The following is a 25,658-nucleotide window of genomic DNA, read 5'->3' as shown; positions in this document are numbered from 1 at the left end:
AGTGCTCCGTGAATACCCCGGAAACGCTTCATAAGCCCTGATTCTCCTCTGAGAAGCGCCTTTATTCGTTCTGGCGCTTCTCTTGTTTTGTTTCTTGCCAAGACATCCGCTCTGAGTAAAAAATAAGGTCACATTTCTCAGATTGCGTGGGACCAGTGGATAATTCGATTTCTGTGACAACGGTGCTTTCTCTTACAATTGCCATAGTTGCATTTGGTATGGGTTGGTTTCTGCGCCGACGTCTTACTCACGAAACGGCTATCAAGAACCAACTTCGCATCAGTCGCGAGAATTTAGATTTTGCTCTCCAGTCAGGGCAAATGGGCACATGGGATCTAGATCTTGCCACAAATACAGTGAGCTGCTCTAAGGAAATGTTGGACCTGTGGGGAGTCACCATCGAAGAATACAACAATCAGCGCAGCATTCTTCAAAGCAAGGTGCACCCGGAAGACCTCGAGACTATGCGAGCCGCGATCGTCAAAGCCGTCGAAACTTCAAGCATCTACGAACTTGAATACAGAATCTATCCTAAGCCAGATCAAATGAAATGGGTTTTTGCCCGTGGCCGCTGTTCTTATAATTCGGGTTCGCAAAAACCAGTAAGACTTTCTGGGGTCGTCTTTGATATCACCGAGAGAAAACAGCGTGAACAGGCGTTAGCACAAACAGTGCATATGCGTGATCAGTTTTTAACTATCGCAGGCCACGAGTTAAAGACACCGCTGACAAATATGCAAATGCAGATTCAACTCAGATTGCGTGATCTCAAGCGCAAGGACACTCAAGCCTTTACGCCCGAGAAAATCGAGGACGTCTTAAATGAGCAGTACGGATATGTACGTCGTATGAACCGTCTGGTAGAGGATATGCTGGATGTTTCACAGATTTCCGAAGGACGTTTGCGTTTGTGGCCAGAACGTTTTGACCTTTGTGAATTGATTTCTGAAGTCATTAGGCCATTTGAGAATGTCAAATTCCTTTCAGCAGCGCGTGGGCCGTTGATGGGAAGCTGGGATCGTATTCGTATCGAGCAGGTCATAGTGAATCTGCTGACAAACGCCGTGAAGTACGGCAATAGCAAACCTATTGAAATATCTCTTAGCCAAGAAGGGGATCACGTTCGAATCTGTGTACGTGATCAAGGAATTGGGATTGCAGCTCACGACCACGCGCGAGTGTTTCAGCGTTACGAACGTGCCATTTCCGAAAACGAAGTTTGTGGTTTTGGATTGGGACTTTATATTTCAAACTACATTGTACAACTACACGGTGGAGAAATCCGTTTACAGAGCGAGATTGGACAGGGATCGGAATTCACAGTGATTCTTCCTATCCAGAGAGGGCAGGCATGACGACAAAAGAAAAAGGTCTTATTTTCATTATCGAAGACGAGCCCGCGATCTGCATGTATATGGAAGAGCTTTTCACCGGGGATGGTTTCCGAGTGATCTCGACCGACAATGGTAAGACTGCTTTTGAGTTGCTACGTAATCTTGAAACGCTGCCGTCGATTATTTTCCTGGATTTAATGATGCCGGTAATGGATGGCTGGCGCTTTTTAAGAGAATTGCAAAACAATCCTGAAAACGAGCGCATCAAAGATATTCCAGTCGTCGTGATTACAGCGACGCAAAGTGATGTGTCAGGGAATGTGGTCGATGTCGTCCGTAAACCACCAGATCTTGATCGTCTTAGCGAACTGGCTGAGAAATACGCGGCTCCGCACTAACGCTTAGATTAAATAACAAAAAGCACATTCCCTTCAGGGGCTTTTTCAGAAATACTGTTGCAATCTTCATTGAACTGCATTCAGGAGGCCCCATGATTTCCGCAAAAGGTGTTGCTGCATTTTCAGCCAAAGAACCCCTTGGTCCTTACTCGTTTGAACGTCGTGATCCCAAAGACTATGACGTTGTTATTGATATTAAGTTTTGCGGAATTTGCCACTCTGACATTCACACTGTACGCAGCGAGTGGGGGCAGGCGAATTACCCAGTGGTCCCAGGACATGAAATCGCAGGCATCGTACGCGCTATCGGCCCGAAGGTGACAAGCTACAAAGTGGGCGACCAAGTTGGCGTCGGTTGTTTTGTGGATTCTTGTCGTGAATGTTCGTATTGCCAACAAGATCTTGAGCAGTATTGTTCCAAGGGCATGAATGGCACTTACAATAGTTTTGAAAAAGACGGAGTGACTCCAACTCAAGGCGGGTATTCAAACGTCATCGTCGTTGATGAGAATTACGTCTTACGTATTCCAAACTCAATTCCACTTGATAAAGCGGCGCCACTTTTGTGTGCGGGGATTACTTTGTATTCACCACTCATGCACTGGAAGGCAGAGCCTGGTAAAAGAGTCGCCATCATGGGAATGGGCGGCCTGGGGCATATGGGCGTGAAAATTGCGCGTGCTTTGGGTGCTGATGTGACGGTCTTAAGTCACTCTGATAAAAAACGCGAAGATGCCCTGAAGATGGGGGCACACCATTTTGTTTCCACTCATAATCCCCAAGTTCTGAAAGAACATCGAGGCAAGTTTGACCTCATCATCAATACTGTATCCGCAGATATCAATATGGGTGATTACTTCGAACTTCTTAAGGTTGATGGAGCTTTGGTTGTTGTCGGCCTTCCGGAAAAACCACTGACCATTCATCCGTTCCCGCTAGTAATGAAACGACGAAGCTATGCGGGTTCTTTGATTGGCTCGATCAAAGAAACGCAAGAGATGCTGGATTTCTGTGCTAGACACCATATAGCGCCCGAGATTGAGGTCATTACGCCGAAGGAAGTTAACACGGCTTATGAGCGTGTCATCAAAAGTGATGTGCGCTACCGCTTTGTTATTGATATGGCCACACTCTAAACAACGACAATTCGTAAACTCCGTAGACAGATAAAAGGATCCTTAAAGCCGGTTCCGGGCCGTATTTTGGCACTCGGATTGTAACTTCTATGAACCCCTTTCTATCCTAAGTCCTTAGGTTGCCACGCGGCCCTCAATTCTTGTCGGCCTGGGGATTGCTATTATTGCGCCTGTAGTGGGGCCCTTACGGTCTCAAGGTGTATAAGGATTGAACATGGAAAAAAGTAAAAGTGCCTTTTTAATATTACCGTTGTTAACCACCCTGATTTCCGCCTGTTCTCCGGAAAGCGCGAGTCTTGTGACAAGACCTCCGCAAACACGTCTTTTCGAGAAAAGCTTTGAGGTATCGCCATCCGAAGCGACCTTCAAACAAACTCGTTATGACCAGAACGAAGTCTCTCTTCAGTTCCAGGTTCTAAAGAACGGAGCTTCGGTGAATAACCTGAAAGCCACCGATCTTAAGGTTTATGAAAATGGCATCCCAGTAAATCCTTTTGAGCTTTCGGCTCAGACTGAAAGAATCAACCAAGTTGCTGACATCGTGTTCTTGGTGGATATCACCGGAACAATGGTAGAGCTTATCGAGAGCGCGAAAAAGCGTTTAGCCGAATTCGTTAAAAGTTCTCGCAAGGCCGGCTATCACACTAGAATGTGTATTGCGACCTTCGGTGACTACACCGTAAAAAAATGCAGCCGCTTCTTTGATAATAATCCCAATGATCGTTCAACAGAATCCCAAGTAAAAGAGCTGTTATCAGAGCTTGCTCAGCTTCATGCTTACCGTGGTAACGGTAAAGATCCAGGTTGGCCGGATTTAGATGAAAACCCAATGGGTGCACTCGTGGACGTTTCAAAAGCGCCATGGGGTGAGAACTCTCAGAGATTCGTGATCCTTGTGACTGACTGGGGTTTCTTGTACTCGCCAGACAACCAAGGAACGATCGGTGATAAAGCACCGACAATGAAGCAAGTCACTGACGCTATTAAAGCTGCACAAATGAAAGTGTTCGCAGTGACTCGTACGAAGCATACTCACAAGGGTAAAGAGCTTGTATGGGATGGTTTCAATACTCCATTCCAGGGCGAGCAGGGTATCGTGCAAACCAGCGATGGTGAGCACTTTGATTTTGATAAAGTTCTTAAAGGCGAAATCACTTTGAATCAGATCCTGCAAAGAATTTTGGACCGTCTTGATACCACTTACAAATTGTCTTACATCGTCGATCAGATTTCTGGCTTGAATCCAACATTGCCGTTGGATAAGCGTGATGTAAAGCTCAGCTTGGCCCAACAAGATGGCGGCGAGTTCGTTAACAAAACGATCACGAGCAGCATGCCGAAAGGCCGTCCTGAGTATCAAACATCTTGGAAAGTCGCTGATGGCGTCTTGTCTGAAAACTCTGTTCGCGTCTATGTTGATAACAAAGAACTTCCAGCATCTGAATATTCAGTCAGTGGTCAAAACGTGGTTTTGAAGACTCCACCAAAGGCAGGGGCTTCGATTCGTTTCGTGTACTATCAAAAAGACGTCACAAAACACTTACGTCTTGAGCCAATGTCTTTCGCTGATGGTATGAGTTCATCGAATGTGAAAGTATACTTGAACGGCGTTCCAGCTCGCTCTGGAGACGTGATCTTCACAAAGGACACCGAAGGCAATACCAGTGTTAGCTTCTCGGAAGCGATCTCAAAACCAAGTGCTCCTTACAAAATTTTGGAAAACAAAGGTTTGAAAGTGAAGATTGAAGTGACGGGAGTTCTGTAACTCCTGTCCACGAGTTTTTTCCACAGTAAGTTTAAGGGAACGCTAACGCCCGGGCTTGTTTGACATCGGGAAGAGCGTCTCCTAAAAATTGAGTTCATGATTTTTCAATATACAGACTATCGGGACTACCTTCAGAGTCTTTTGCAAGAGCGCAAAAAACGCAATGTTTCTTATTCCATGAGAGCGTTTGCCCGTAGTCTGAATATTCCCGTTTCCACTCTGTGTGATGTCTTAAATAAAAATAAGAATCTGACTTTAGATGGCGCCAAAAAGGTGACGATGAATCTTGGTTTTCAAAGGGATGAAAATCGTTACTTTAATTTGCTAATTGAAAAAGAACTTTTAGAGAAATCACCTCAGCGTCTACAAAAAGAAGAAGAGATTTTGTCTCTTTCACAATTAGCTCTTCGCCAAAAAGTGAAGGGCGAGGAAAAAGACGTTCTAAATCATGCGCTCAAGTTTGCTATTATTGAACTTGGCGGGATTCCAGAATTCAAATTAACTCCTATCACCGCAGCAACAGCCCTGCGCCTTTCTGAAGACGAGGCCGATCTTCTTTTGCAGAGTCTTACAAGTTCCGGCGCACTGAAGTTTTGCGAGACGGACCAATGTTATCGTAAGTCTGGGAGTGGCGTTTTGGTTTCATCGGAAGTGATGAATATCAACCTACGGCGCTTTCATATGGAGATGATGGAGCTTGCGAAAAAATCCTTGGCAGAACAAACACCGCAAGAGCGCTTCGTGGGTTCTGAGACCTTCAGTTTTGACTCTCACCAACTGACTGAGGCTAATGACATCATTGAAGAGTGTTTCGCGAAGTTGGTCACTCTGGCAAACCGAGGTGAACGTAAAGATTCCGTTTATCACGTGGGCATTCAAATGTTTCGCTTAACACGCGCGGGAAGTCTTACATGAGATCGTTTTTTTTCCTAATACTCGTTTTGTTCGCACAAAACACTTTTTCTTCTACCCACGCTAGTCCCTGTGATAGCGGAGGATCTTGTGGCACTCGCGGCGGTGGAGACTTTCTAGAGTGGTCCTTCTATGACGTAGCAAAAGCCATCGTGCCGCGCTTAGAGCTAAGTATAAAGTTAGAAGTGAAAGACACGGTTCCAAAATTGAAACTGACTTTGCAATGCTTGAAAGTCGAGATTTCTCAAGCAGCTCAACTAGAGCTTGATGGCCGCAGCGTCATGGCCATTAATATTCCCGCAGAATGTAAAATCATACTCTCACGTCCTTCTTGGGAAAGTCTAAAAACCAACAACTCTCGAGTGCGCTTGGTTCTGCATGAACTACTGGCTTTGTCCCTTGTTTCAGATTTTCAGTACGAACTTTCGCAAAGGATGACGGAAGAATATTTTCATGTCTCTGCAAAGCCTGTGGTCTCGAAAGTAAACTCTTGGAAGCTTTTCACCGATTCACAGTATTTTGAAGTGCCAGCGGATGTTGCGACTATCAAAGTCATTGTTGTGGGTGCCGGAGGCGGTGGCGGTGGTGGGCATCTCAACCGAGGTTCTGGCGGTGGTGGTGGCGCCGGGGGTGCTGTGAAAGCACAAACGCTTTTCGTTGAGTCATCGTCAAAGATTGCGATCACTGTGGGTAAAGGCGGAGCCGGCGGTCTTGGTGGAGGATTGAATGGTCTTCCAGGTGGAAGCTCCAGCTTTGGAGATGCACTGATCGCAGAAGGCGGTGGTGGTGGATACTCAGGTTATTACAATAGCACCATGGCCTATGGCGGATCTGGTGGAGGCTCGGGTGGCGGCGGTGGCGGCAACGGAGTATATCGAGTTTGCTCTGGTGCAGGCGGAAGCGGCGGCAGTGCCGGAGAAAATGGCTGGGTCTCGAAAAAAGGTGGAGCTGGTGGTGCCGGCACGGCATGGGCAGCACTCACAGATTTTATTCACTTAGTTGAATATTCCAAAGGCGACGGAGGAATTTGCGCAGGTCCTGAAAACACCTACAACGGTGGTGGCGGCGGCGGTGGTCTTGTTCTGGATTCCCACTCTGCGCATGCAACGAGCGGCACAGCTTCCGTCGATCAATACAGCGGGTACGGCGGAACGGGTGGCCAGGGATTTGGCGCTGGTGGTGGTGGCGGCACCGGTGCTGAAGGCACGGGTGGCGAGGGTTTCGCTGGCGCAGTCTATATCGAGTATTTCAGCGAAATAAACTAGTTCATTTCCGTCAGAGGTCTTGTTCCCGAGCATGAACACTTTCACGGGCGTTCCTTCGTATTGCATTCAGAAAACATAGATCCCTTGTTCTAATAATTCCAAAGATAGTTATTAGCTTAAGGGACTCACCTTGAAATATTTTTGGAAATTTGTTTTTGCTCTTGTTGTAGTTTTCAATTGGACCCTTTCACAAGCTGGTGTCGTGCCCTTTGCCTTTTGGAAAACCAGCGTTGCGTTTGATTGTTATACCGGAAGCCCGCCCATCGGCAGTGTCTGTGCTGGTGGAACAATCTATGCAGGAACTTTTAACGGCCACACATATATGACAACTCCGGGCGGATGTGAGTATGAGCCCAGCGGGACTACCACATCTTCTCCAGGGTCGGACTTTACACCCTCATGTTCTGGCACGGACACAATGACAAAATACTGGAACGATGGCGGCACGAATCCCTACTTTGATATTCCTGGTGTTGAAAACATAGCTGCGAACGCAACACCAAGCACGGTGTTAGGAGATGTCAATACCGATGCCATTGTTGCTATTACCAATCCAGCGGAAGGGGGACTTCACGCGGCTGCAAGATACTGTGATCGTAACGCCTTTGGTGGATTTACGGATTGGTATCTGCCAAGCAAGTCAGAGCTTGCATATATCTTTTGTAAATCCAGAACGTCGGGCAGTGCTTCTTACCCAAATGAAGACCCCAACTGTGCCACTTATGGCTTTGCTTCGGGCTCTGATGTTTTGCCTGGTTTTGCAAGCACGTTGAGCTATCACTCTTCGACAGAGTATTCCACAGGTGGAGGACATAACTTTAAATCGGCGTCGACAACTGGACAACAAAGCAATAGTGCTAAGAACATTGCGCTTTTTGTCCGGTGTGTTCGTCAAATCAGACCCGCTTTCGTGGCAAGCTTAGCAAGCCCTGAAAGCTATGTTTCAAATCTCAATGTCACAGGACTTGATGCAGATTATACCGGAAGTCCGCAAGTGGTCTCGCAGACCATTGTCATTAAAAACATCGGCGACATGATCGCGAGTGGATTTACCGTTAGTCTTCCAAGTTCTTTTGAACAAGTCGGTGGGACCTGCATGACAGCTGTGCCACTGCTCGTAGCCTCTACATGCACAATGGAGATTCAAGCCAAAGTCAGCGGCATTATCTATAACGGAGCCTTTTCCCAGGCGTTGACGATTTCAGATAGCACCACTGGCAGGAGCATGAATGTGCAACTCTCAGGAACGGCTTCAAATTTTCCGGATCCTTGTGATGGCGTCGGGGTCGCCATTGGTACCCAGTGTGACGGCGGAGCAATTTATGCGGGTCAGTTTGATAGTGGTAAGTACATGACGACTCCGGGCGGATGTAGTTACGAACCAAGCGGAACGACGACGTCGTATTCGGCAACGGATTTTACCCCGACATGTTCTGGGACGGATAGTATCACGAAAGCATGGCGTGGGGCTGCAAACAACTACGACATTCCCGGAGCTGAAAACGTCACTGTGGTGACTACGAAAAGTTCGTCCAGTTACCGTGGTGATGTGAATACAGCGGCTATTGCGGCAATCACCAATAGTGCAGAGGGCGGCTATCATCCGGCGGCCAGATACTGCGACAAGTTGGATTACGGGGGATATCAAGACTGGTATCTGCCAAGCAAGTCAGAGCTTGCGCATCTTTATTGTAAAACTAGAACTTCGGGGAGCGTCAGCTATCCTAATGAGGATGCGAACTGTGCGACGTATGGTTATGCAACGGGGACCGAGGTTGTTCCTGGATTTAGAACCACAGCTAGTTACTATTGGGCTTCGACAGAAACTTCGAGCTCAGCGGCCACGACAATCAAAGCTAGTGACGGTACTCAAACGGTGACTGGTGCTAAGAGCACCGCTTACTATATTCGTTGTGTGCGCCGTTATTGAGTTTACTTTGATCGGTTGAAGTGGGTAGAATTTTGTCGATGACTACTTCGACGGCCATTATTTTTTCGATCATTCATTGCGTGACATTTTACCTGTACACCGCTAATTACGCGCGTCTTCGTAAAAACGATGTCTATGCGGATGAAAAAAAAGTCGTCGATAAAATGCCGCTCGCTCGAAAAATCACGAAGTTTGCTTTTACGTTCAGTACTCTTTTTGTTTTGCTAAGCTTTTGGGTGCCGGAAGGAACTGTGGGTTTTTACCAAACTCCGCTGACACTTAGATTCTGTGGTTTGCTTTTAACTTTTGTGGCGTTTTTATTTTTGCGTTCGGCTTTGAACCAATTGGGCAAAAACTATTCTCCGCTTTTCGATACGCATAAGCCGCAATTCATTGTGCGCGAAGGTCTTTATAGCCACATTCGCCATCCGGTCTATCTTTGCAATATGATGATTATCTTAGGCTATGTGCTTTCAAGCTCAAGCCTGTGGGTGTTGATCTCTTCATTGTGGGGGTGGGGCTATATGGTGCGCTCGATTTTGCGCGAAGATCAGTACCTAGCCAGCGAATTCCCCGAATATGCGGAATATCAGAAGAAAACGTGGCGAATCCTTCCATTCATATTCTAGCGTCAACAGGCTTTGACTTTGTAAACTTGCTCGGAATCGATCGGATCCTAAAAAGTGCAAGAGTAGGCTGTAATTAGTCTCATGAAGCTTAGCGGCAAAACAAGTTCCCTTGACCCTCTCTCTGGAGCGGTTCTATACCCCCAACAAACCTTTTCTAGGGAGCTAAAATGGTCTTTATCAGACTAATCGTATTAGTCGCGTTATTCCTTTCTATTGGGTGTTCGGTTGAAACCCAGAAGGGTCGTGAAAACTTTGAAGGCGGCACTATTCCGACTGCCTTGGCAAGCATCGCCAACCAAACATATGAGCTTACAAAGTACGAAAAAGATATCGTAACACGTGTAGCTCAGGACCAATCCCTGACGACCTTACCGGTTGCAGTTATTGATAACGGAGCAGATCTTGCTCACCCGGATTTGGTGCAAAAATACGCGTTTGACGTTCAAAACGGTCACGTAGTTGGTGCCGGTCATGACTTCATGGGTGATGATCGCTTTGCTTCTGCATCTTTGGTAAATCCTGAATTGTATGCCTTTAATGCCGTCGAGGTTAAAAAAGGTCTTATCGTTGCAGGGGACTCTAGCGTTTTTGAAGTTTTGCTTTCTTTGGATAAAGACTTCTCGGCCTTCTTCCTTAAAAAACTGAGCGAAGACGTTGTTTTGAAAAATTCAGTTTTCCGCCGTGTCGGTGCTGAGTCTTTCAATGTCTTTGGTCTTTACAAGATGGTTTTTGATGCCAAATACAAAAAGAACTATTTTGATCCCGAGCTTCACACAAAATGGGCTGCGCGTGGAAAATTGATCAACGATAAGTTCCGCGACAATGTAAAGACAACGCCAGAGCTTGCGGATTATGGTCTTCGTACGATCTATGAAATTTTGGATCAAAAAACATGGCCAAGTTCAACGGGCGGAGTCGCGACACCTTTGGCGATGCTGACTTACCTTGAGCACGGCGACTTGATGATTAAAAAGATCGAAGAAGCGATTACTGAATTCCCACGTACAGCGGAACTCAAAGCGGGCTTGGACAAGCTTCTTACTTACCGAGTTGATAGAAATCACAGTGTTGCGATTGATATGACTCAAGAAACAGTCAACGCTTTGGATTTGCTATCTCGCTCATTGGAATATCACAAGCGTGGTATCACTGAAGTTGATCCTATTCTGGCTTTGAGAGAAACAACCGTTTCTAATCAGATCATTGATTTGGATCTTTTCCGTGAAAAGACTGAGTATCCATTGATGCAGTTATCAGCAACTTCTGTTCTGACTTCTATGGAAGACAGTAACGATAAGCTGGCACTTGCTGAAAATGCTCTAAGAAGCATCGAAAAGACGGCAGCAGAAAACTACGAGACTAAAAAGTATCTTGCGACTTTGCCTGCGCAAAAGAAGTTTACTGACGCTTTCGTTCGTTTGAGAGCTCCAGAGCTTATTCGTCTTTTTGATCCTGATTTCCACTCTGAATACACGAGCATGTACAGAAAGTACTTCCATCGCAATAAGCATCCGTATTTGTCGTCTTATTCAGAAGGCGAAGTTCACGGAACGCATACAGCGGGTATCGTTGCGGCTCAGAACGCGAACATTCGTATTTATCCAATTCGTATCACCACACGTTCTGCTCTGATCACGAAGACTGAAAAAGTCCAAGTTCTTAGCAAGTTTAAAGCTGCTTTCCACGCGTGGTTGGCAGAGCCTATCGTTATTGAGGCTTTCTACAGCAAATTGTCTAAAGTCATCCCTGAAGGTTTGGCAAAACCACAAACTCCAGATGAAATGAAGAAGTTTGCAGATGCAATGCTTGCATCTATGGACGAACCGATCGAAGTTGAGTTCGAGAAAAACACGCTTGATTTCATCTTCTTTAGCGAGTTTGAAGAAGCTATCAACCACGTGGCTGATAAAAAGCTTAAGATCGCAAGTATTTCATTGGGAACTGAGTTCTCGAATAGAATTCCTAAACTTGCAGATTTAGATCCAGACAAAGACAAAGTTGCAATCTTCCAATTCTTGAACTTTGAATTCACGAAATACCACTTGGGTAGCGTGATCGGAACAAAAGGTAAGAACACTTTGTTCGTCGTTGCGGCAGGAAACTCTGGAACTTGGGTTGATGGAAAAACGCATAGCGCGGTTCCGATTGATTTAACTTCTCGTTTCTTGAAAACTTTTGAAGACGGCAAGACTCGTATTGCTCCAAACAACCACCTGACGAACGTTCTAGGTGTTGGCAGCTTAAGCCAAGACGAAGACTTGTCAGACTTTACAAATACTTTGATCGGTACAAACACACCATTGATCTTTGCGGTTGGTGAGGATGTGCTTTCTCCTGTGAAGATGACGGATTTGTCTCCGGTGCTTACTATTATCAATGCGCGTGTAAAAGAAGAGTATCCAACGATCTCTTTGACTGACGCTCGTATTGTTGCCGCGATGAAGAAAAATCCACGTTTTGCAGGTATTGCATCTAAAGACGATTTTGATTCAAAAATCGGTGAATACTTAACTTCTGGAATGACTCATGCGACGACTGTCAGCAAAGTCTTTAAACTTCACTTAGCGATGAAGTACTCTGATTACAGACAAAAACTGAGCGGAACGTCCATGGCGACTCCGGCAGTGGCGGGCTACATCAGTGATATGCTTCTAAAGCGTATGACGGCTGCGGGCCTTCGCGCTGAAGACATCTACGACAATCCGGACTACACGCCACAAAAAATTATGGCGGATCTAAATGCAGTGGGAAGCCCTGTATTCCCAGAAAGTCCTGAGTATCCTCTGAAGAAGATCGACGTTCGTGGCAAATATGTTCGCGGCGACAAGATCCAAGAGTTGGATAAATACTTAAACAGCATCCTTGGCACGCCGACTGTAAAATAGTCAGCGGCACGATAAAACATCAAAAAAAAGCCCTCGTGTTCAACGAGGGCTTTTTTTTGATTCCAGTCGCTGGAAAATAAAAAAGCCAGGCAGGGTGCCTGGCTTTTCAGATCAACAGTTTGCTCTGGGGCTTATTGCCACTGAGAAACGTCGTGAATGTCGAGTTGGCAGTTGAAGGTACGACGGCTGCCATCTTTATCAAAAGTGATGACTTTGTTCTTTTTAGTAGTCATCGCGCCTTTCCAAGAAATTGCAGCGTCCCCTGTGCGAGAATAATAGCAGTCGCCACTGATGCTGTGTTTGTTGATTTCGATATCGTACAAAGAGCCAGAGGTGGCTATGATGCGAGCATCATAGCCGACAGCCGCTTCGCAATTTCCGAACTCTGAAGACTGAACGACAATAGAACTTACATAAGCTGGTTCTGCTAAGTACATTTGGATTTCAAGTGAAGAGCTGCCGTTTTTTTCTGAGCAGGAATAATATTGAGTGACTTGGGTGCTTGCCATTGCTGAGAGGGACAAAAAACTGATTGCTAAGAATGCGATTTGTTTTTTCATAGGCACATCCGTTGTTATGGAATTTGGCCTATACAAATACCAAAGATTCACGGAAATCTCTATCGCAGGCCCAATTCCGTGTAAAAGGTAAATGTGGCTGTGGTTTTTTAAGGAGGAGGCTAATTCCCAATACCTTTTGGATTTAGCACGTGCTTTGTAGTAGGTTAAAGCTGCTATGAACGAAATTTTGGATAACCTCTATTGGATCGAAGAGCTTTTACCGCCAGGTGTGACTGCGGTCCCTAAACATGGGGGTATGGCTTATTACCTTGATGATAAACTTGTTCTGATTTTGGTAGAGCAACGGGATAGCACTTATGAACACAAAGAAGTGACCTATCCCTTTCAAATTTGGAATGGCGTGATCCTGCCGATTGAATACAAAAAACAAAGCGCCTTTTTTCTGAAATTTTTGTTTTTAGAGAACCACCCAGCGAATAAAGATTGGCTCTACATTCCAGCAGACTCAGAATCGTTTGAAGAAGATGTAAAACCAGTCCTTCGCGAGATCATGAAACGCAATCCACTCTTGGGCTTGCCAGTAAAAATCAAGGTTCCCTCAAAAGAAAAAGCGCCAGCACCGAAAAAGAAAAAGGCAGAGCCTAAAACTGTGAAAGCCGACAAGAAGCGCGAAAACGCGTTCATAATGGGCATGGTAAAAAAGAAGATCAAGTAATGAGAGGTGATCTATGGCAGGGAAGTCGTTAAGCGGAAAGATTGCAGTCGTTGCAGGGGCTACACGTGGGGCAGGGCGCGGGATCGCCATGGCATTAGGTGAAGCGGGTGCGACAGTCATCTGTACAGGACGTACCACGCGTGCCGAAGGTTCTGCGCGGTCTGATTACAAAAGATCTGAAACTATTGATGAAACCGCAGAGCTTGTCACAAGCGTTGGTGGCAAAGGCATTGCCATTCCGACAGATCATCTTAACAAGTCCGAAGTCCAAGCCTTAGCAACCCGCATTCAAAAAGAGTTCGGCCATATCGATATCCTTGTGAATGACATCTGGGGAGGCGAAGCCATGACCGGCTCTCCGGCTGATTGGAATAAGCCGCTTTGGGAAATGGATCTTGATCAAGGCATGCGGATGTTAAGACTTGCCGTCGATACGCATATTATTACCTCGTACTATCTGTCTCCACTTTTGACCAAACCAGGTGGCGTCGTCGTCGAAGTCACGGATGGTACTTTGGAATACAATCTTAGAACTTACCGTATCTCGGTCTTTTATGATTTGGCGAAGATGTCGATTAATCGTTTGGGATTCTCTCAAGGGCACGAGCTGAAACAATTTGGTGCAATGGCTTTGTCCGTGTCGCCTGGCTGGATGCGGTCCGAGATGATGCTTGAACACTTCAATGCAACTGAAGCGAACTGGAAAGAGGCAAAGACCCCTCCGGGATTTGCGCTATCAGAGTCTCCGCGTTTTGTTGGAAGATGTATTGCGGCTTTAGCGGCAGATCCAGATCGTCAGCGCTGGAATCAAGCCTCGGTGAACTCAGGGCAGCTTGCCAAGGTATATAACGTCGTCGATATCGATGGCACACGCCCCGATGTCTGGTCTTATATGGATGCCGAAGAAAAAGGTTTAAACCCAAACATCGCAGATTACCGCGTAGGCAAATTATAGAACGGTCGTTGGCCTAGTCTGGATTTTCATCTCTTCAAGGCTTTGAGATGATTGTTCTATGAATTCGCAACCACAAAATCCCCCAAAGAACCTGCCGGAAATGACATTGAATTTCACACTTCGCACTGTTCGCGAGTGGCGTGAGTTTCTAAATCAAACACAGAAAACTCCGTGGACCCAAACATTTCAGTATGCGATCGCGATTGCGAAGGTCGCAAAACAGAGCACCCACATGGTGACGATCGATCGTGGGTCGCAAGTAGTAGGGCTTGTTGCTATTCAAGTAAGTGCACTGGGACCTTTTCAGTCTGTGACTATTAATCGCGGTCCAATTTGGCTGAAAGGGCAAGACACTGAAAAGAATATGGCCGACTTCGCAACGGCTCTTCAAAAAGTATATCCAAAAAGTGTTTTCCGCCGTTTCCGCTGGATGCCCGAGTGGGATGCTGAAGCAAGCTCGACACTTTTGACCGAAGAGTTCGGGCTAAAGAAAGCACAGCAAAGTTTTGAAACATCGTGGTTGAATCTGACCCCAACAATGGAAGAGCTGCGCAAAAGCTTCGGCAGCCAGTGGCGCCGTCACTTGAGTCAAGCTGAGCGCTCGAACATCGAAGTTGTGGTGGATACTGAAGGCAGACATTTGGATGTCTTCTTAAGAAATTACGATCTATTTAAATCAAAGAAAAACTTCGTAGCGCCCGACGCTGTTTTTTTTAAACACGAAATTGAAACAGCCTTGCCATTTAAAGACGCCATTATTCTCTGGGCACGTATTGATAAATGTCCTATCGCAGGCATTGTCGTGATGAAGCATGGCACCTCAGCCTCGTACCGTGTGGGCTGGAATTCTCCAGAAGGTCGTGACAATCAAGCCCATTACTTGCTTGTATGGAACGCGATCGAGCTTCTAAAAAAGCAGTCTATTGAAACCTTCGACCTTGGCGGGATCCTCGCACAAGATCAGGACACAAAGGGATTTAACACCTTTAAGCTCGGCCTTAATGGTGGACACTTTAAGACAGAGTTCTTTAAGTAGTCTTTTTACTGTCGTACGCCAACCTCTGCATCATAGCGTTTTGGCTATCTCATGGCCTTTCATTTCCAATTATTTTTTATAATTGGATTTGTTTACTGTGCTTTTGAAAGGAGGTCCCATGAAAAAGAATCTTATTCAAACTATCATGACCAACAAGAAAGCTAATAATAAGTGTATTGGCAAATGTTGCGCTATCGCGAATTAATCTGAAGGGGCGGTGCCTCTCTCGTCATCGCCCCTGTTAAGGAGGAGTCCTTATGAACTGCACTCTGAATGAAATTTTAGAATATAAAAATCCACCGGTCGTTCGTCGTTTTCAAAAAGAACATCCTGATAAAGCCGAGCGCGCCGAAGATATCTTTACGGACCTGATGCGATTTTTCTGGGGTACTAAAAGACACGCCACTGATCGTAAACTACAACCGGAAAATGACGCTCTTAAATTCTTCTATATTATGGACGATGATATGCGCGAGATCGATCAGATGTGGCACGTATTCCTGCTTTATACCCGCGACTATATGGAATACTGCGAGAAGTACTTCGGCCAATATCTGCATCATCAGCCGGATCTGGTACCGCTTTTTGAAAAGAATGGATTTCAATTCGAAACGAATCTCGAAAAGTTTTTAGATTATAACTATGAACTCTTCGGCGAACAGACTATCCGTCGCTGGTTCACTGCAAGTCTTTAGAAAAGATCTTTTGATTGTATTAAGGACGGGCGAAAAGAGTCTTTAGATTTTTTCCGCAATCAAAACAAAAAGAGCAGCCTGTTTTTAGACGTTCTTTGTGTCGGACAAGGTCGCAAGCTCGATTTGAAGTACTAGTTCTGAATTTTTCCCCGCAGTTTGGGCAGAACGCCACAGGGGAATTTGGTTTACCGTGATTCATATTTCGGCAAGCAGGTTTATCTCTCATTATGAATTTATGCCTTTGTAGGAAGAGACCAGAGTCAGATCGTAGGGAGAACTCCCTACGATCATGCGTGATCTCCACCACGAGATCAACTTTTGCCCCTATAAAGGCCTAGGTATATCTTAAAGAATATAGAAAGGCTTAGTAACGACCGCGTCCGCCGCCGCCGAAACCACCACGGCCACCGCCGCCACCGCCACCAGAACGTTTTTCTTGAGGTTTTGCCTCAGAAACGTTCATCGCGCGACCGCCCAAATCCATACCATTCAATTTTTGAATAGCAGTTTGTGCTTCAGATTCTGCAGCCATTTCAACAAAAGCAAAGCCTTTGCTGCGACCAGTTTCACGGTCAGTGATTACGTTTGCAGTTTCAACTGTACCGAATTCTGCAAAAACGCCTGCCAACTGATCTGAATCAACTGTGAATGAAAGGTTACCTACGTATAATTTTTTTCCCATAAATGCCTCCTTAAAAAGCTGTGGGGCCATTCTCGAAGGTCAAAAAAGAAAATCTCATGAGCTCTATCTGAACGGACTGTGGGTGGCAGTAGAACACAGAAGCGCGAAACTAGATACCTTGAAAGTGCCAACCCGGTATTATGAACAATTTCTTGGCTCAGAACGGCGGTGGGCGACTTGAGCCTAAGACTGTGTGCGTATCAACAAACATCAGATATGAGGTTGCACGCATTCGGGCAAGCCTAGAGAGCTAAAAGGACCTCTTCCTGGGGCTAGATCTTTAGCTAGAACTATGAAGAACGGGACCCTTTGTACCCATGGCCGATCCCTTTTTTTAATGGGAATGCTAGTATTGTTTAAAACGACATACTACAGCAACACGGAGTTTCAGGATGAAATTTTTTAGTGCTATTCAGGCCGCAGCCTTTGTTCTTTTTTGTATCGGATGTACGACGTCTAAGGTCTCTTCAACGAGTGCTGATAAGACTGAGCGCGGGGTTGCTAACGAATCAACGTGTGAAGTTTCGAACTCGCTATTGGGAGTTCAGAAACAAACGATGTTTATGAATTATCACAAAAGTTCTATCTTTGAAATTTCCGCTGGTAAAAACGCGACAGCGCAAGTGTCTACCAATGTGGAAGACGTTGCTCAAGATTTGAATGGCGCAAATACGCTGTATGTTCGTGATGCGTTTTATCCGAGTCATCGCCTGAGCTATGCAAACGATGCGGTTGTTGCGACAACAAAGTTCCTAGCTCCGAATGTAAACGAATCTGTCGGCTATAAAAGTCTTAAGTCCACCTTCAATAGAACTTGCGAGTTTTTCCAAGAACGTGAAACTAAAAAGGTCCACGCGTTTGGAACTTTGGCTTCGGGTCGCATGATTATTTATCCAAAGCTTAAAAAACTGGGTGCAAAAGACAAAGTGGTTGGTGAAGCTGAAAATCCATTCACGGGTCTGTTAGGTCCTCAAGGCAATGAAGAGGGCGTTCCGCTAATGATGAGACTTTCTATCGCAAATCCTGTTGCACACACAATTGAGGTCGGCGGTAAGTCTTTAGCGTTAGAGTTTATCCCTGGTTTGGGACTTAAGTTCTTAGTAGATGGTCAAAGAAGTATCGACCTTGTTGCCATGGAGTCTTTGGCAGGGCAGGGTCCTGATCATAACTTCTTTAAGTACGAATTCTCTCCGGATTTCTCGGCGCACGCACCATCTGGATTTAGCACAGCGACCGGCCAAGAGAAAAAAGAAATGGCAACACGCTATGGTAAAAACGTCGTGAACCACCAGGTGATGAACCTCGTGGGTAAAAGGTTCTTCCAAGTCATTCCTGAAGTGACAGGGATTCCGGAAGAAAAACTCGAGGCTCACTCTAATGCAGGTCCACATCCTTTTGTGATTTCGATCCAAAGTCTTGCGCAAATGGATAGCAAAGGCCGAAGCATCGATCCTCAATCCCAAAAACGACCATGGCGTCTTGTGTTTAAGCCAGCTTTAGACAACGTTGAAAACAATCGCCGTGCGATGGCGATGAGTTCGGCGCCTTATGTGCCAGGTAAAGTAGAGACCGACTTTAGATACAAACTAAGCTCGCTTAAAACCAATGATCGTATGTACTATGTGATCGCAGAGACCGAAGCAAAGAAGCGTTACGTGATCGGAGAAATCGTATTAACGTCTACTCTATCGCCAAGCCCGCTTGCGGATAAACTCTACTTTGTACAGCATCAACTAGATATGCGCAAAACGACGTTTGCGCCTTCGATTGTGAATCCTGCAGAGTAATAAACTATCAACATAGAAACTAAAAAGGGCCCCATGAGGGCCCTTTTCTATTTGCACTGAAGTGCAGGGAGTAAGGATTCTTTATCTGGAAGTTTTTCTGCGAACTTGCAGCTGTCATTTACTTTCCGAGCGCAAGTTTTCAACGTCGAAACCCCGCCGCTTTTCAAGATTTGAATAACTTCGACGACTTTTTCAAGATTCCGAATGTCGGTTCGTAAAAACCAGTTCATCAGGCTGAGAGAACCCATGCAGATATCCATATTGATCTGCCACTCATGAAACTTTTTGATCATCGGTGCGCACTTATAATCTAAAGCATGAAATAATACTGAGCTTTGTTGTTGGGGTGTAATCAAAGATTGCAGAGTCGCGCCTGAAATAGACTCGATAAAGCTTTGGTCACAAGTTTCAACAGAGGCCAGTAGCGTGGGATAAGAAATCGGAGCGATGTTCTCGATCAATTGAACAAGGGTCGAAGAGTTTTTGTAATCCGCATCAAAAACACCCGCAACAGGAAGCGTTTCATGCAATACCAAATGCAGCTTTTGATCTAGATCAAGTTTGTTCCAAAACGTGCGCGAAAGAACGATGCTAGGGGGATTCGTGAATGGGCGATTGATAGCGCCGACTTCGCGACCTTTTAAAGTCAAACTCTCTTCAGAGGTGACTTGGACAGTTCGGCGAACCGTTTCTAGGTCCGAGCGCTCAAGCACTCCGCCGCTATTCAAGGGTAACGTCAACGGCATTTTGGCCAAAGAGCTGTCTAGTAAAAGAAAGAACTCTGCTGCATAAGGATCACCACCATTGGTGACTTGGCCATCCTCTGTGAAGGCGTGGCTGAAGGATGCGGTTACGAACAAGTTTAGTAGTAGAAATAGTTTTTTCATGGCAAAGATTCCTCGATGACGGGATAAAACGCAGAACTAAAGTTATAGACAGTGTTTACTTTCGAGCGGCGCTTTTCAGATATCTTATTAATTTTGTTTTGTGCTTCGTGAATGATGGCACGAATAGCCGGAAGATCCTCAGAATGAATTGCGATGGTCAACGTGCGGTTGTCACGCTGTTCAAATGGCACTTCTTCGACGGCTTTTTGAGCTAGATCCAAATACTTCTTTTGCAAATTGCGACGTAGCTCAGTGGTGTAGGGGATTGGCATGGTCGTCATATTTGTCGGCGCATAAGAACGCTGATCACTGTTTTTACGAAGGATATTGTGCTGAGCCAGATAATCGAGGGTCTGTTCAATTTGCTCTTCCGTCATTCCGAAGAGACGAGCCAAATGAGAAGTTCTGCGAGGGAAATCAGGCAGCTTCACGGCCTCAAGTAAAATGGGATGAGCCCAGCTATAAGTGGATTCAAAAAATTCAGAACTAAGCGGATTAAACGAATCTGTCACATTCGAAGATTTGACAAGCTCGGTCGCTTCTTCCTCATTGAGTTTTAACTTTTCGATCCACATAGAAATAGTTTTCGGAGAAGGAATTCTTTTTCCATTAAGGATTTTCGAGAGCGAGCTCGGATCTGTTTGCAATAAACGAGCGAAGGCTCTTAGTGAAAACTTTGGGTTCTTATCTTGGCGCTGTTTGAATTGTTGCTGTATGAATTGCTGTAATGTCATGGCGTGATTTATTCACAATTCTTGAATCTGATATATCAAAAAATGGCTCCTATTTACAAAGTGAGGCTCGGTGTTAGAGCCCTGATAAGCAACATAAGCTATTTAAAGAACGAAGTTATTTTGCGGGAACAGAGTGGGAACACTTTAAAGATCTCAAGCACCCGCGTTAGGCAAATATCTTTTCACTAAGCAATACACGGTTCCTCAGTGTGACTGATAGAAAGTTAGCCTCTTAAAGCTATAACATGTGAGGAGCCTGCGACCGCTTTATACCAGTTGGTCGCAGCTCCGATTTGAACAGGCGAACTTTTATCGATGATTGTACTATCACCGATCTGGCCTGCACCATTACTGCCCCAGGCCCACAAAGTTCCATTAAATTTTATTCCCACTGTGAAGTCCGAGCCTGCAGTGATTTCTCTCCAGTCGTTGTCGCTGACTTGTACGGGCGTACTGATGTTATTCACATCGCGATTTCCTAAACATCCTGTTCCGTTGTAACCCCAAGCCCACATAGAGCCATTGGTTTGCACACCCACAACATGACGATTGCATGAGGATACATTCGACCAAGCTGTGCCAACTCCAACTTGGGTCGGAGAACTTTTCGCAGTGACAGTGCCGTCTCCGAGTTGACCATAGGTATTGTTACCCCAAGCCCACAAGGTCCCATTGGATTTAAGGGCAAGACTAAAGCTTGCGCTAGCAACGGCCTTGACCCAATTTGTATCAGTGCCAACTTGCGTGGGAGAACTTTTCGAAGCTGTGGCATCTAATCCCAACTGACCCGCAGTTCCAGTTCCCCAGGTCCACAAAGTGCCGTTGGTTCTCACCCCAACACTATGATCACTTCCTGCAGAGATTGAAGTCCAAGTAGAGGATGAAATTAGGACGGCATTGCTTTTATTCGTTGTTGAGTTGTCACCAAGACGGCCGCCGCCGTTTGCACCCCAGGAATATAATGCGTTGTCTGTCGCGAGACCCAAGGTATGAGTGCCGCCCGCAGAAACGAGATTTCCATAGACGCTATTATTTGTTGGCGAGCTGACCGAAGCGACACTATTATTACCCAGCGAACCTGAAGCATTTCCACCCCAATAATAAAGTGCACCGGTCTTAGAAATTGCAAATCCATTGTCGCCATTGCCTGTAGAGATCGTCGACCAATTTGTCGAAGCTCCAACTTGTACTGGAGAAGAGCGTGTCGAGCCACTTCCTAAGACGTTATTGCTGTTAAGTCCCCAAGACCACAAAGTCACTGAAGATGGTTCTGAGGGATGTGATGGGGTAGGCGTTGGTGCAGGAACTCTTCTCATGAATCCCATTGGAACAGTTTGAGCTAACACCAATCTTTTTAGACTGAGCCATCCAGCAAAGACGCCAAGAAGTGTAAGAAACTTTCTTCTGCTTTTTTCCTGATTTGCCATAAGCCTCATGGTGACAGTCGCAGAAAAGAAGACGCCAATTATAACTCGTTGCCACGACTTAAAAGTGCTGCGTTCGAGCAGCGCCCCTCTTAAACAAAAAGCAAATTGCCAGAGTCAACAGGTCTATCGCAGAGAGCAAATTGAAAAACGTCGTTAGTAGAAGTGATGAGTCATTTCGAGTCGAAGTTTATTTCCATCGGTAGCGTTGATTGCAAATGGAAGTGGTCCGTTTGCGAGACCCTTAAAGTCAATAAATGCACTCGATTCCTAGCTTGCAAAGCGCTGCATTCGTGCAGCACTTTGTAGCTCTCAAATTCGTCTTATTTGAGAATAGGGAAAACCCTCAAACCTAGACTATCAAAATGAGAAGCTCCAGTTTTTTTAGCCGATAAATAATATAAGCTGTATTCTGGGGAGTGAAGCACAAATGGGAATCACAAAATCTTTTATACGCACCTTGTTTTCAAAATCAGGGGCCGTAAGCATTCTATTGCTTCCGATGGTTCTGGCCTTTCAAAACTGTGGCAGATTTGAAACTCTGCCAGAGGGAATTAACACCGCCGCCAGCAATGATGGCAGCAATAACGGTGGCAGCACAGATTTGCCATCTACTACGAACCCAACGCCGACGCCTCCACCAGAGGTCCTGGAAGGTAAAGTCCTCTATACGCAAAACTGCGCGTCTTGCCATGGTCCCGTTGAGTCTTCTGCGAAAAAGTCTCGAGATGCGACACAAATTACATTAGCTATAAATTCAATTCCACAAATGGGTGCCATCCGATTATCGGCGTCTCAAGTTGAGGCTATCGCAGCCGCGTTAACAGTTGATATGAATAATCCACCGCCTGTTGTAAGCCCAGCGAACCGCCAAGAGTTTGCTTGCACCACTGGTGTCATGCAGAAAACGCCTTTGGTTAAGTTAACAAATCGCGAATATAGAGGTGCTTTGTTTGCTTTGCTGGATGGCTTTGCTACAACTCTAAAAACGGATGCGACCTTGGTTGCACAGTTGGATGGTATTCCAACAGATATCGCAACGGTCGATCGCGACACTCTTAAAGAGCAAGCGATGCTAATGACAGCTCCGATTTCAAATGCACTCTTTAATTCAGCATTCCGCGCAGGAGAGCTCGTCTCTGCTGCGACAACAGGATTGCAAAACTATCCTAATACTAGTCAGTGCTTAGCCGCTGCAACGATCACTCAGGCTTGCCATCAGTTATTTGTGCGCGAGTTGGGAAGCCGAGCTTTCCGTCGTCCACTTAGCACGACTGAGGCTAATGCCGTAGCAGCTCGTTTTTGGGATAGCACTTTATCAAAAGCAGATCTTCTAAAACTGACATTTACTTCTATCGCTACGATGCCTGATTTCCTTTATAAGATTTATGATAAAGGAACAGCGGTGGCTGCTGGTTCGACTGTTTTGAATTTGACGGCGCATGAGCTTGCAACAAAAATGGCCTTCTTCTTAACAGGTGCACCTGCAGATGCGACATTGAAAGCTTTGGCTGACAACGGCCAGATTTTGAATGACGCCATCATCAGCCAACAAGTAGATCGTCTTTTGACTCTTGCTGGGTCTAGAGACATGATCCGTCGTCTGTTCCGTGAATCTTATGGATACGATGTTTTCGATCGCCTGCAATACGACGCAGCCTTTATCGGTAACATCAATACAACGGGCCTAGGCGATGTGATGAGCAACGAACTTGATAACTATTTCGTTGAAGTCGTATTGAACCGCTCGGGCAGTTTCTTAGACGTAATGACTTCTAAATACACAAGTGCCACAGATACTCGCCTAGGTACTATTTATGGACTGAGTGCTGCGACGAATACTTTACCAGATGAAAGATCTGGATTCTTGAACCGTGCAGCTATGTTAACCAAACGTTCTGGTTATACAACGTCACCAATCAAGCGCGGTTTGCATGTGATTGAACACGTCTTGTGTCAAGATATCGGGTTACCACCACCAAGTGCGCCGTCGTCATTACCGCCAGTGGTGACTGAAGACATCATCACGACTCGTATGAGAACTGCAAGAGCAACAGAGGTTGCTGGTTCAAGCTGTGCGCAGTGCCATGGCAAATTCAATAGCTTTGGTTATGCATTTGAAAATTTCGATAGCTTCGGTCGCTTCCGTACGATGGAAACAATTTATAATGGCTCACAGGCTGTGAAGCAGCTTGCAGTAGATACAAGTGTTACTACATCAGAAATCACGGGAAGCTCTGTTTCTGTAAGTAACTCGCGCCAAATGGCAAGCGAGTTAGGAAACAGTGATCGCGCAATGATGTGCTTCGTGAAGCACTTGAAGCGCTTCGAAGCCCGCATTCCAGCGGATGCTTCGGCGAATTGTCAGATGAATCAAAGTTTAAAAACGATGTACGGGGACAACGTCACGCAGGGCTCGGTAGTTGGGGCTATTAAGAGCTTGGTTCTGTCACCAGAATTTAGACGTTGGAATAACTAAGGGGATTTTATGTCGATGTACTATTGCAAAAAAACACGCCGTCAGTTTCTAGTTGGTGCGGGGAAAACACTTCTTGCGCTTCCTATGTTGCCAAGCTTATTGCCTGTAGAGGCTTTTGCGCAATCGACTGTAAGCCCAAAACGCATGATGCTTTTCTGGTTTGACCATAATAATTTAAATGTTCTCTGGCCAGCAAAGAGTTCTGCAACAACTGCAGTTGGCACTAGTGGTGCTAAAGAAGTTTTATTGCGAAACCTTGGGACTGCAACGTCCTTTAGCCCGGTCCTTAGCAACGCAAGATACGAGTCTCTGAAAAACGCCGATCAATTGACGATCGTTCGTGGTTTGGATGCTTCTGTTCCCTACGGTTCTTCGCACGGAAATTTCGCTTTGGCACAAGCGACGGATCGAAACTCAGAAGGTGGTTATCCAACTATCGATACAGTGTTGGAAGCCTCTAAAACTTTATATCCAGATTCAACTCCAGCGAATGTGCGTAAAGCGATTCGCGTGGACTTGTTAGGCGCGGGTGGATTGTTTTATCAAAAAGTGGGAACCTCTACGCAGGTGATCCCAGGATATAATTCGACGGGCCTTAAAAAATTCTATACAGAGGTTTTCAGTAGCTTGACGGGAGGAACGACCACTCCTGCCGATACAACCAATCAATTAAAATCCAATATCTTAAACCGCGTTTATGGCTCTTATACTGATTTTAAAAACGGCCGCCGCATTTCTGCGGACGATAAGGCACGCTTAGATCAGCACATGGGTTATATCTCGGATTTACAAAAATCTTTGACGGTGGCAGCACCTCAGATTATGTGCGCAAAACCAAACGATCCTGGATCACCTGTAGATCCAGCTCTTTATAATGCTCTTTATATGGATTTGCTTGCGACTGCATTTAAATGCGGTCTTACAAAAGTCGGAGTTATGGCTTTTGAAGGACAAGATCCACAGTGGATTCCGGGCCTCAGTGGCTTTGGCGCCAACGTGCACGATACTATGCACGGGAATGTCGGCACTGCGAAGCAAAGAACTGCTTACGAAGTGTGGTGGAAGTATTTCGCCAATTTGATTGCCGATCGCTTCTTAGCGCCTCTTGATGTTCAAGAGGGCAACACTGGCAGAACTTATATTCAAAACATGATTACGGGAATGTTGTGTTCTGGTGGAATGCAAGATCTTGGTGGCGATGACGGGCACAAGGGGATGGATTCGAACCAGGTCTTGATCGGAAACATGGGCGGAATGTTGCGCTCAGGCCGTTACGTTGTGATGCCAGAGCAAAAGCCTTACACAATGACAGGCATGCCTTATAATTGTTTCTTGATTACATTGCTGCAGTTGATGGGAATCCCACAGTCTGAATACGCTTTTGCGACTCCAGACGGTAAAGGGTTTGGTTACTACGGTAACTTCCCAGCAACTCATCCGTTAAAAGCAAGATTCTATCAGCCAATTTCTGAGATCTTAACTTAGATTC

Annotated in this window: 21 protein-coding genes; 16 read left to right on the top strand and 5 right to left on the bottom strand. The window is 45.7% G+C overall.

The features are described from left to right. Positions 1 to 155 precede the first annotated feature (155 nt). The 9 genes from ACLWBB_RS15370 to ACLWBB_RS15330 all read left to right on the top strand — a co-directional run bounded on the left by ACLWBB_RS15370 (position 156) and on the right by ACLWBB_RS15330 (position 12,254). On the top strand, positions 156 to 1,355 hold the full coding sequence (locus ACLWBB_RS15370; RefSeq protein ID WP_413288429.1) for an ATP-binding protein: 1,200 nt from the start codon (positions 156 to 158) through the stop codon (positions 1,353 to 1,355). Beyond that, positions 1,352 to 1,732, top strand: a complete 381-nt coding sequence (locus tag ACLWBB_RS15365) for a two-component system response regulator (RefSeq protein WP_413288428.1) — start codon at positions 1,352 to 1,354, stop codon at positions 1,730 to 1,732. The genes ACLWBB_RS15370 and ACLWBB_RS15365 overlap by 4 nt, the downstream gene beginning before the upstream one ends. A 92-nt stretch (positions 1,733 to 1,824) precedes the next feature. Further along, complete coding sequence (locus tag ACLWBB_RS15360; RefSeq protein WP_413288427.1) at positions 1,825 to 2,868, top strand: NAD(P)-dependent alcohol dehydrogenase; 1,044 nt, start codon at positions 1,825 to 1,827, stop codon at positions 2,866 to 2,868. A gap of 214 nt (positions 2,869 to 3,082) precedes the next feature. Next, positions 3,083 to 4,633 (top strand): hypothetical protein, encoded by a 1,551-nt coding sequence (locus tag ACLWBB_RS15355; RefSeq protein ID WP_413288426.1) that lies wholly within the window; start codon positions 3,083 to 3,085, stop codon positions 4,631 to 4,633. A 96-nt stretch (positions 4,634 to 4,729) separates the two neighbouring features. Beyond that, positions 4,730 to 5,548 carry a TIGR02147 family protein gene (locus ACLWBB_RS15350; protein WP_413288425.1) on the top strand — a complete coding sequence of 273 codons (819 nt, stop codon included), beginning with the start codon at positions 4,730 to 4,732 and terminating at the stop codon, positions 5,546 to 5,548. Then, complete coding sequence (locus ACLWBB_RS15345; protein WP_413288424.1) at positions 5,545 to 6,810, top strand: glycine-rich domain-containing protein; 1,266 nt, start codon at positions 5,545 to 5,547, stop codon at positions 6,808 to 6,810. The genes ACLWBB_RS15350 and ACLWBB_RS15345 overlap by 4 nt, the downstream gene beginning before the upstream one ends. A 130-nt stretch (positions 6,811 to 6,940) precedes the next feature. Continuing rightward, positions 6,941 to 8,740 (top strand): DUF1566 domain-containing protein, encoded by a 1,800-nt coding sequence (locus tag ACLWBB_RS15340; RefSeq protein ID WP_413288423.1) that lies wholly within the window; start codon positions 6,941 to 6,943, stop codon positions 8,738 to 8,740. Positions 8,741 to 8,820: 80 nt separating this feature from the next. Then, positions 8,821 to 9,369 carry a methyltransferase family protein gene (locus ACLWBB_RS15335; protein WP_413288422.1) on the top strand — a complete coding sequence of 183 codons (549 nt, stop codon included), beginning with the start codon at positions 8,821 to 8,823 and terminating at the stop codon, positions 9,367 to 9,369. Positions 9,370 to 9,536: 167 nt separating this feature from the next. Next, positions 9,537 to 12,254, top strand: coding sequence for a S8 family serine peptidase (locus tag ACLWBB_RS15330; protein ID WP_413288421.1), 2,718 nt, complete (start codon positions 9,537 to 9,539; stop codon positions 12,252 to 12,254). A gap of 131 nt (positions 12,255 to 12,385) precedes the next feature. Here the strand turns inward: ACLWBB_RS15330 and ACLWBB_RS15325 are convergent, their stop codons facing one another. Then, on the bottom strand, positions 12,386 to 12,814 hold the full coding sequence (locus ACLWBB_RS15325) for a hypothetical protein (RefSeq protein ID WP_413288420.1): 429 nt from the start codon (positions 12,812 to 12,814) through the stop codon (positions 12,386 to 12,388). Positions 12,815 to 12,989: 175 nt separating this feature from the next. Between ACLWBB_RS15325 and ACLWBB_RS15320 the strand changes: the two genes are divergently transcribed. The 4 genes from ACLWBB_RS15320 (at position 12,990) to ACLWBB_RS15305 (ending at position 16,176) form a co-directional block, all read left to right on the top strand. Next, the gene (locus ACLWBB_RS15320; RefSeq protein WP_413288419.1) at positions 12,990 to 13,490 is read left to right on the top strand and encodes a hypothetical protein; all 501 of its coding nucleotides are present in this window, start codon (positions 12,990 to 12,992) and stop codon (positions 13,488 to 13,490) included. Between the two features lie 13 nt (positions 13,491 to 13,503). Further along, positions 13,504 to 14,445 carry an SDR family oxidoreductase gene (locus tag ACLWBB_RS15315; protein WP_413288418.1) on the top strand — a complete coding sequence of 314 codons (942 nt, stop codon included), beginning with the start codon at positions 13,504 to 13,506 and terminating at the stop codon, positions 14,443 to 14,445. A 58-nt stretch (positions 14,446 to 14,503) separates the two neighbouring features. Further along, positions 14,504 to 15,481: a GNAT family N-acetyltransferase gene (locus ACLWBB_RS15310; RefSeq protein WP_413288417.1), complete on the top strand. Its 978-nt coding sequence runs from the start codon at positions 14,504 to 14,506 to the stop codon at positions 15,479 to 15,481. A 257-nt stretch (positions 15,482 to 15,738) separates the two neighbouring features. Next, complete coding sequence (locus tag ACLWBB_RS15305; protein WP_413288416.1) at positions 15,739 to 16,176, top strand: hypothetical protein; 438 nt, start codon at positions 15,739 to 15,741, stop codon at positions 16,174 to 16,176. Between the two features lie 364 nt (positions 16,177 to 16,540). On the opposite strand, the gene ACLWBB_RS15300 is transcribed toward ACLWBB_RS15305, so the two are convergent. Continuing rightward, positions 16,541 to 16,858: an RNA recognition motif domain-containing protein gene (locus ACLWBB_RS15300; RefSeq protein ID WP_413288415.1), complete on the bottom strand. Its 318-nt coding sequence runs from the start codon at positions 16,856 to 16,858 to the stop codon at positions 16,541 to 16,543. A gap of 392 nt (positions 16,859 to 17,250) precedes the next feature. Here ACLWBB_RS15300 and ACLWBB_RS15295 point away from each other — a divergent pair, with 392 nt between their 5' ends. Then, entirely contained in the window at positions 17,251 to 18,645 is a 1,395-nt protein-coding gene (locus ACLWBB_RS15295) for a hypothetical protein (protein ID WP_413288413.1), read from the top strand. Positions 18,646 to 18,692: 47 nt separating this feature from the next. On the opposite strand, the gene ACLWBB_RS15290 is transcribed toward ACLWBB_RS15295, so the two are convergent. From ACLWBB_RS15290 to ACLWBB_RS15280, 3 genes are all read right to left on the bottom strand, one after another. After that, the gene (locus ACLWBB_RS15290; protein WP_413288412.1) at positions 18,693 to 19,532 is read right to left on the bottom strand and encodes a hypothetical protein; all 840 of its coding nucleotides are present in this window, start codon (positions 19,530 to 19,532) and stop codon (positions 18,693 to 18,695) included. After that, complete coding sequence (locus ACLWBB_RS15285; protein ID WP_413288411.1) at positions 19,529 to 20,266, bottom strand: TIGR02147 family protein; 738 nt, start codon at positions 20,264 to 20,266, stop codon at positions 19,529 to 19,531. Before ACLWBB_RS15285 ends, ACLWBB_RS15290 begins: the two co-directional genes overlap by 4 nt. A 224-nt stretch (positions 20,267 to 20,490) precedes the next feature. Continuing rightward, positions 20,491 to 21,591 (bottom strand): RCC1 domain-containing protein, encoded by a 1,101-nt coding sequence (locus ACLWBB_RS15280; protein WP_413288410.1) that lies wholly within the window; start codon positions 21,589 to 21,591, stop codon positions 20,491 to 20,493. Positions 21,592 to 22,120: 529 nt separating this feature from the next. Here ACLWBB_RS15280 and ACLWBB_RS15275 point away from each other — a divergent pair. Both ACLWBB_RS15275 and ACLWBB_RS15270 read left to right on the top strand, forming a co-directional pair. After that, on the top strand, positions 22,121 to 24,169 hold the full coding sequence (locus ACLWBB_RS15275) for a DUF1588 domain-containing protein (RefSeq protein WP_413288409.1): 2,049 nt from the start codon (positions 22,121 to 22,123) through the stop codon (positions 24,167 to 24,169). 9 nt (positions 24,170 to 24,178) lie between these two features. Continuing rightward, positions 24,179 to 25,654, top strand: a complete 1,476-nt coding sequence (locus tag ACLWBB_RS15270) for a DUF1552 domain-containing protein (RefSeq protein WP_413288408.1) — start codon at positions 24,179 to 24,181, stop codon at positions 25,652 to 25,654. Positions 25,655 to 25,658: the final 4 nt, after the last annotated feature.

Source organism: Bdellovibrio sp. HCB337 (assembly GCF_047302465.1).
Lineage (GTDB): Bacteria > Bdellovibrionota > Bdellovibrionia > Bdellovibrionales > Bdellovibrionaceae > JACMRP01.
Note: the sequence above shows the minus strand (reverse complement) of the source record. Positions and strands in the feature narration are given on the sequence as shown.

Bases quoted from the DNA above. Each gene is read 5' to 3' on its own strand.
- ACLWBB_RS15365 (WP_413288428.1), top strand. From the start codon at position 1,352: ATGACGACAAAAGAAAAAGGTCTTATTTTCATTATCGAAGACGAGCCC.
- ACLWBB_RS15360 (WP_413288427.1), top strand. From the start codon at position 1,825: ATGATTTCCGCAAAAGGTGTTGCTGCATTTTCAGCCAAAGAACCCCTT.
- ACLWBB_RS15355 (WP_413288426.1), top strand. From the start codon at position 3,083: ATGGAAAAAAGTAAAAGTGCCTTTTTAATATTACCGTTGTTAACCACC.
- ACLWBB_RS15350 (WP_413288425.1), top strand. From the start codon at position 4,730: ATGATTTTTCAATATACAGACTATCGGGACTACCTTCAGAGTCTTTTG.
- ACLWBB_RS15345 (WP_413288424.1), top strand. From the start codon at position 5,545: ATGAGATCGTTTTTTTTCCTAATACTCGTTTTGTTCGCACAAAACACT.
- ACLWBB_RS15330 (WP_413288421.1), top strand. From the start codon at position 9,537: ATGGTCTTTATCAGACTAATCGTATTAGTCGCGTTATTCCTTTCTATT.
- ACLWBB_RS15325 (WP_413288420.1), bottom strand. From the start codon at position 12,814: ATGAAAAAACAAATCGCATTCTTAGCAATCAGTTTTTTGTCCCTCTCA.
- ACLWBB_RS15320 (WP_413288419.1), top strand. From the start codon at position 12,990: ATGAACGAAATTTTGGATAACCTCTATTGGATCGAAGAGCTTTTACCG.
- ACLWBB_RS15315 (WP_413288418.1), top strand. From the start codon at position 13,504: ATGGCAGGGAAGTCGTTAAGCGGAAAGATTGCAGTCGTTGCAGGGGCT.
- ACLWBB_RS15310 (WP_413288417.1), top strand. From the start codon at position 14,504: ATGAATTCGCAACCACAAAATCCCCCAAAGAACCTGCCGGAAATGACA.
- ACLWBB_RS15305 (WP_413288416.1), top strand. From the start codon at position 15,739: ATGAACTGCACTCTGAATGAAATTTTAGAATATAAAAATCCACCGGTC.
- ACLWBB_RS15300 (WP_413288415.1), bottom strand. From the start codon at position 16,858: ATGGGAAAAAAATTATACGTAGGTAACCTTTCATTCACAGTTGATTCA.
- ACLWBB_RS15295 (WP_413288413.1), top strand. From the start codon at position 17,251: ATGAAATTTTTTAGTGCTATTCAGGCCGCAGCCTTTGTTCTTTTTTGT.
- ACLWBB_RS15290 (WP_413288412.1), bottom strand. From the start codon at position 19,532: ATGAAAAAACTATTTCTACTACTAAACTTGTTCGTAACCGCATCCTTC.
- ACLWBB_RS15285 (WP_413288411.1), bottom strand. From the start codon at position 20,266: ATGACATTACAGCAATTCATACAGCAACAATTCAAACAGCGCCAAGAT.
- ACLWBB_RS15280 (WP_413288410.1), bottom strand. From the start codon at position 21,591: ATGGGATTCATGAGAAGAGTTCCTGCACCAACGCCTACCCCATCACAT.
- ACLWBB_RS15275 (WP_413288409.1), top strand. From the start codon at position 22,121: ATGGGAATCACAAAATCTTTTATACGCACCTTGTTTTCAAAATCAGGG.
- ACLWBB_RS15270 (WP_413288408.1), top strand. From the start codon at position 24,179: ATGTCGATGTACTATTGCAAAAAAACACGCCGTCAGTTTCTAGTTGGT.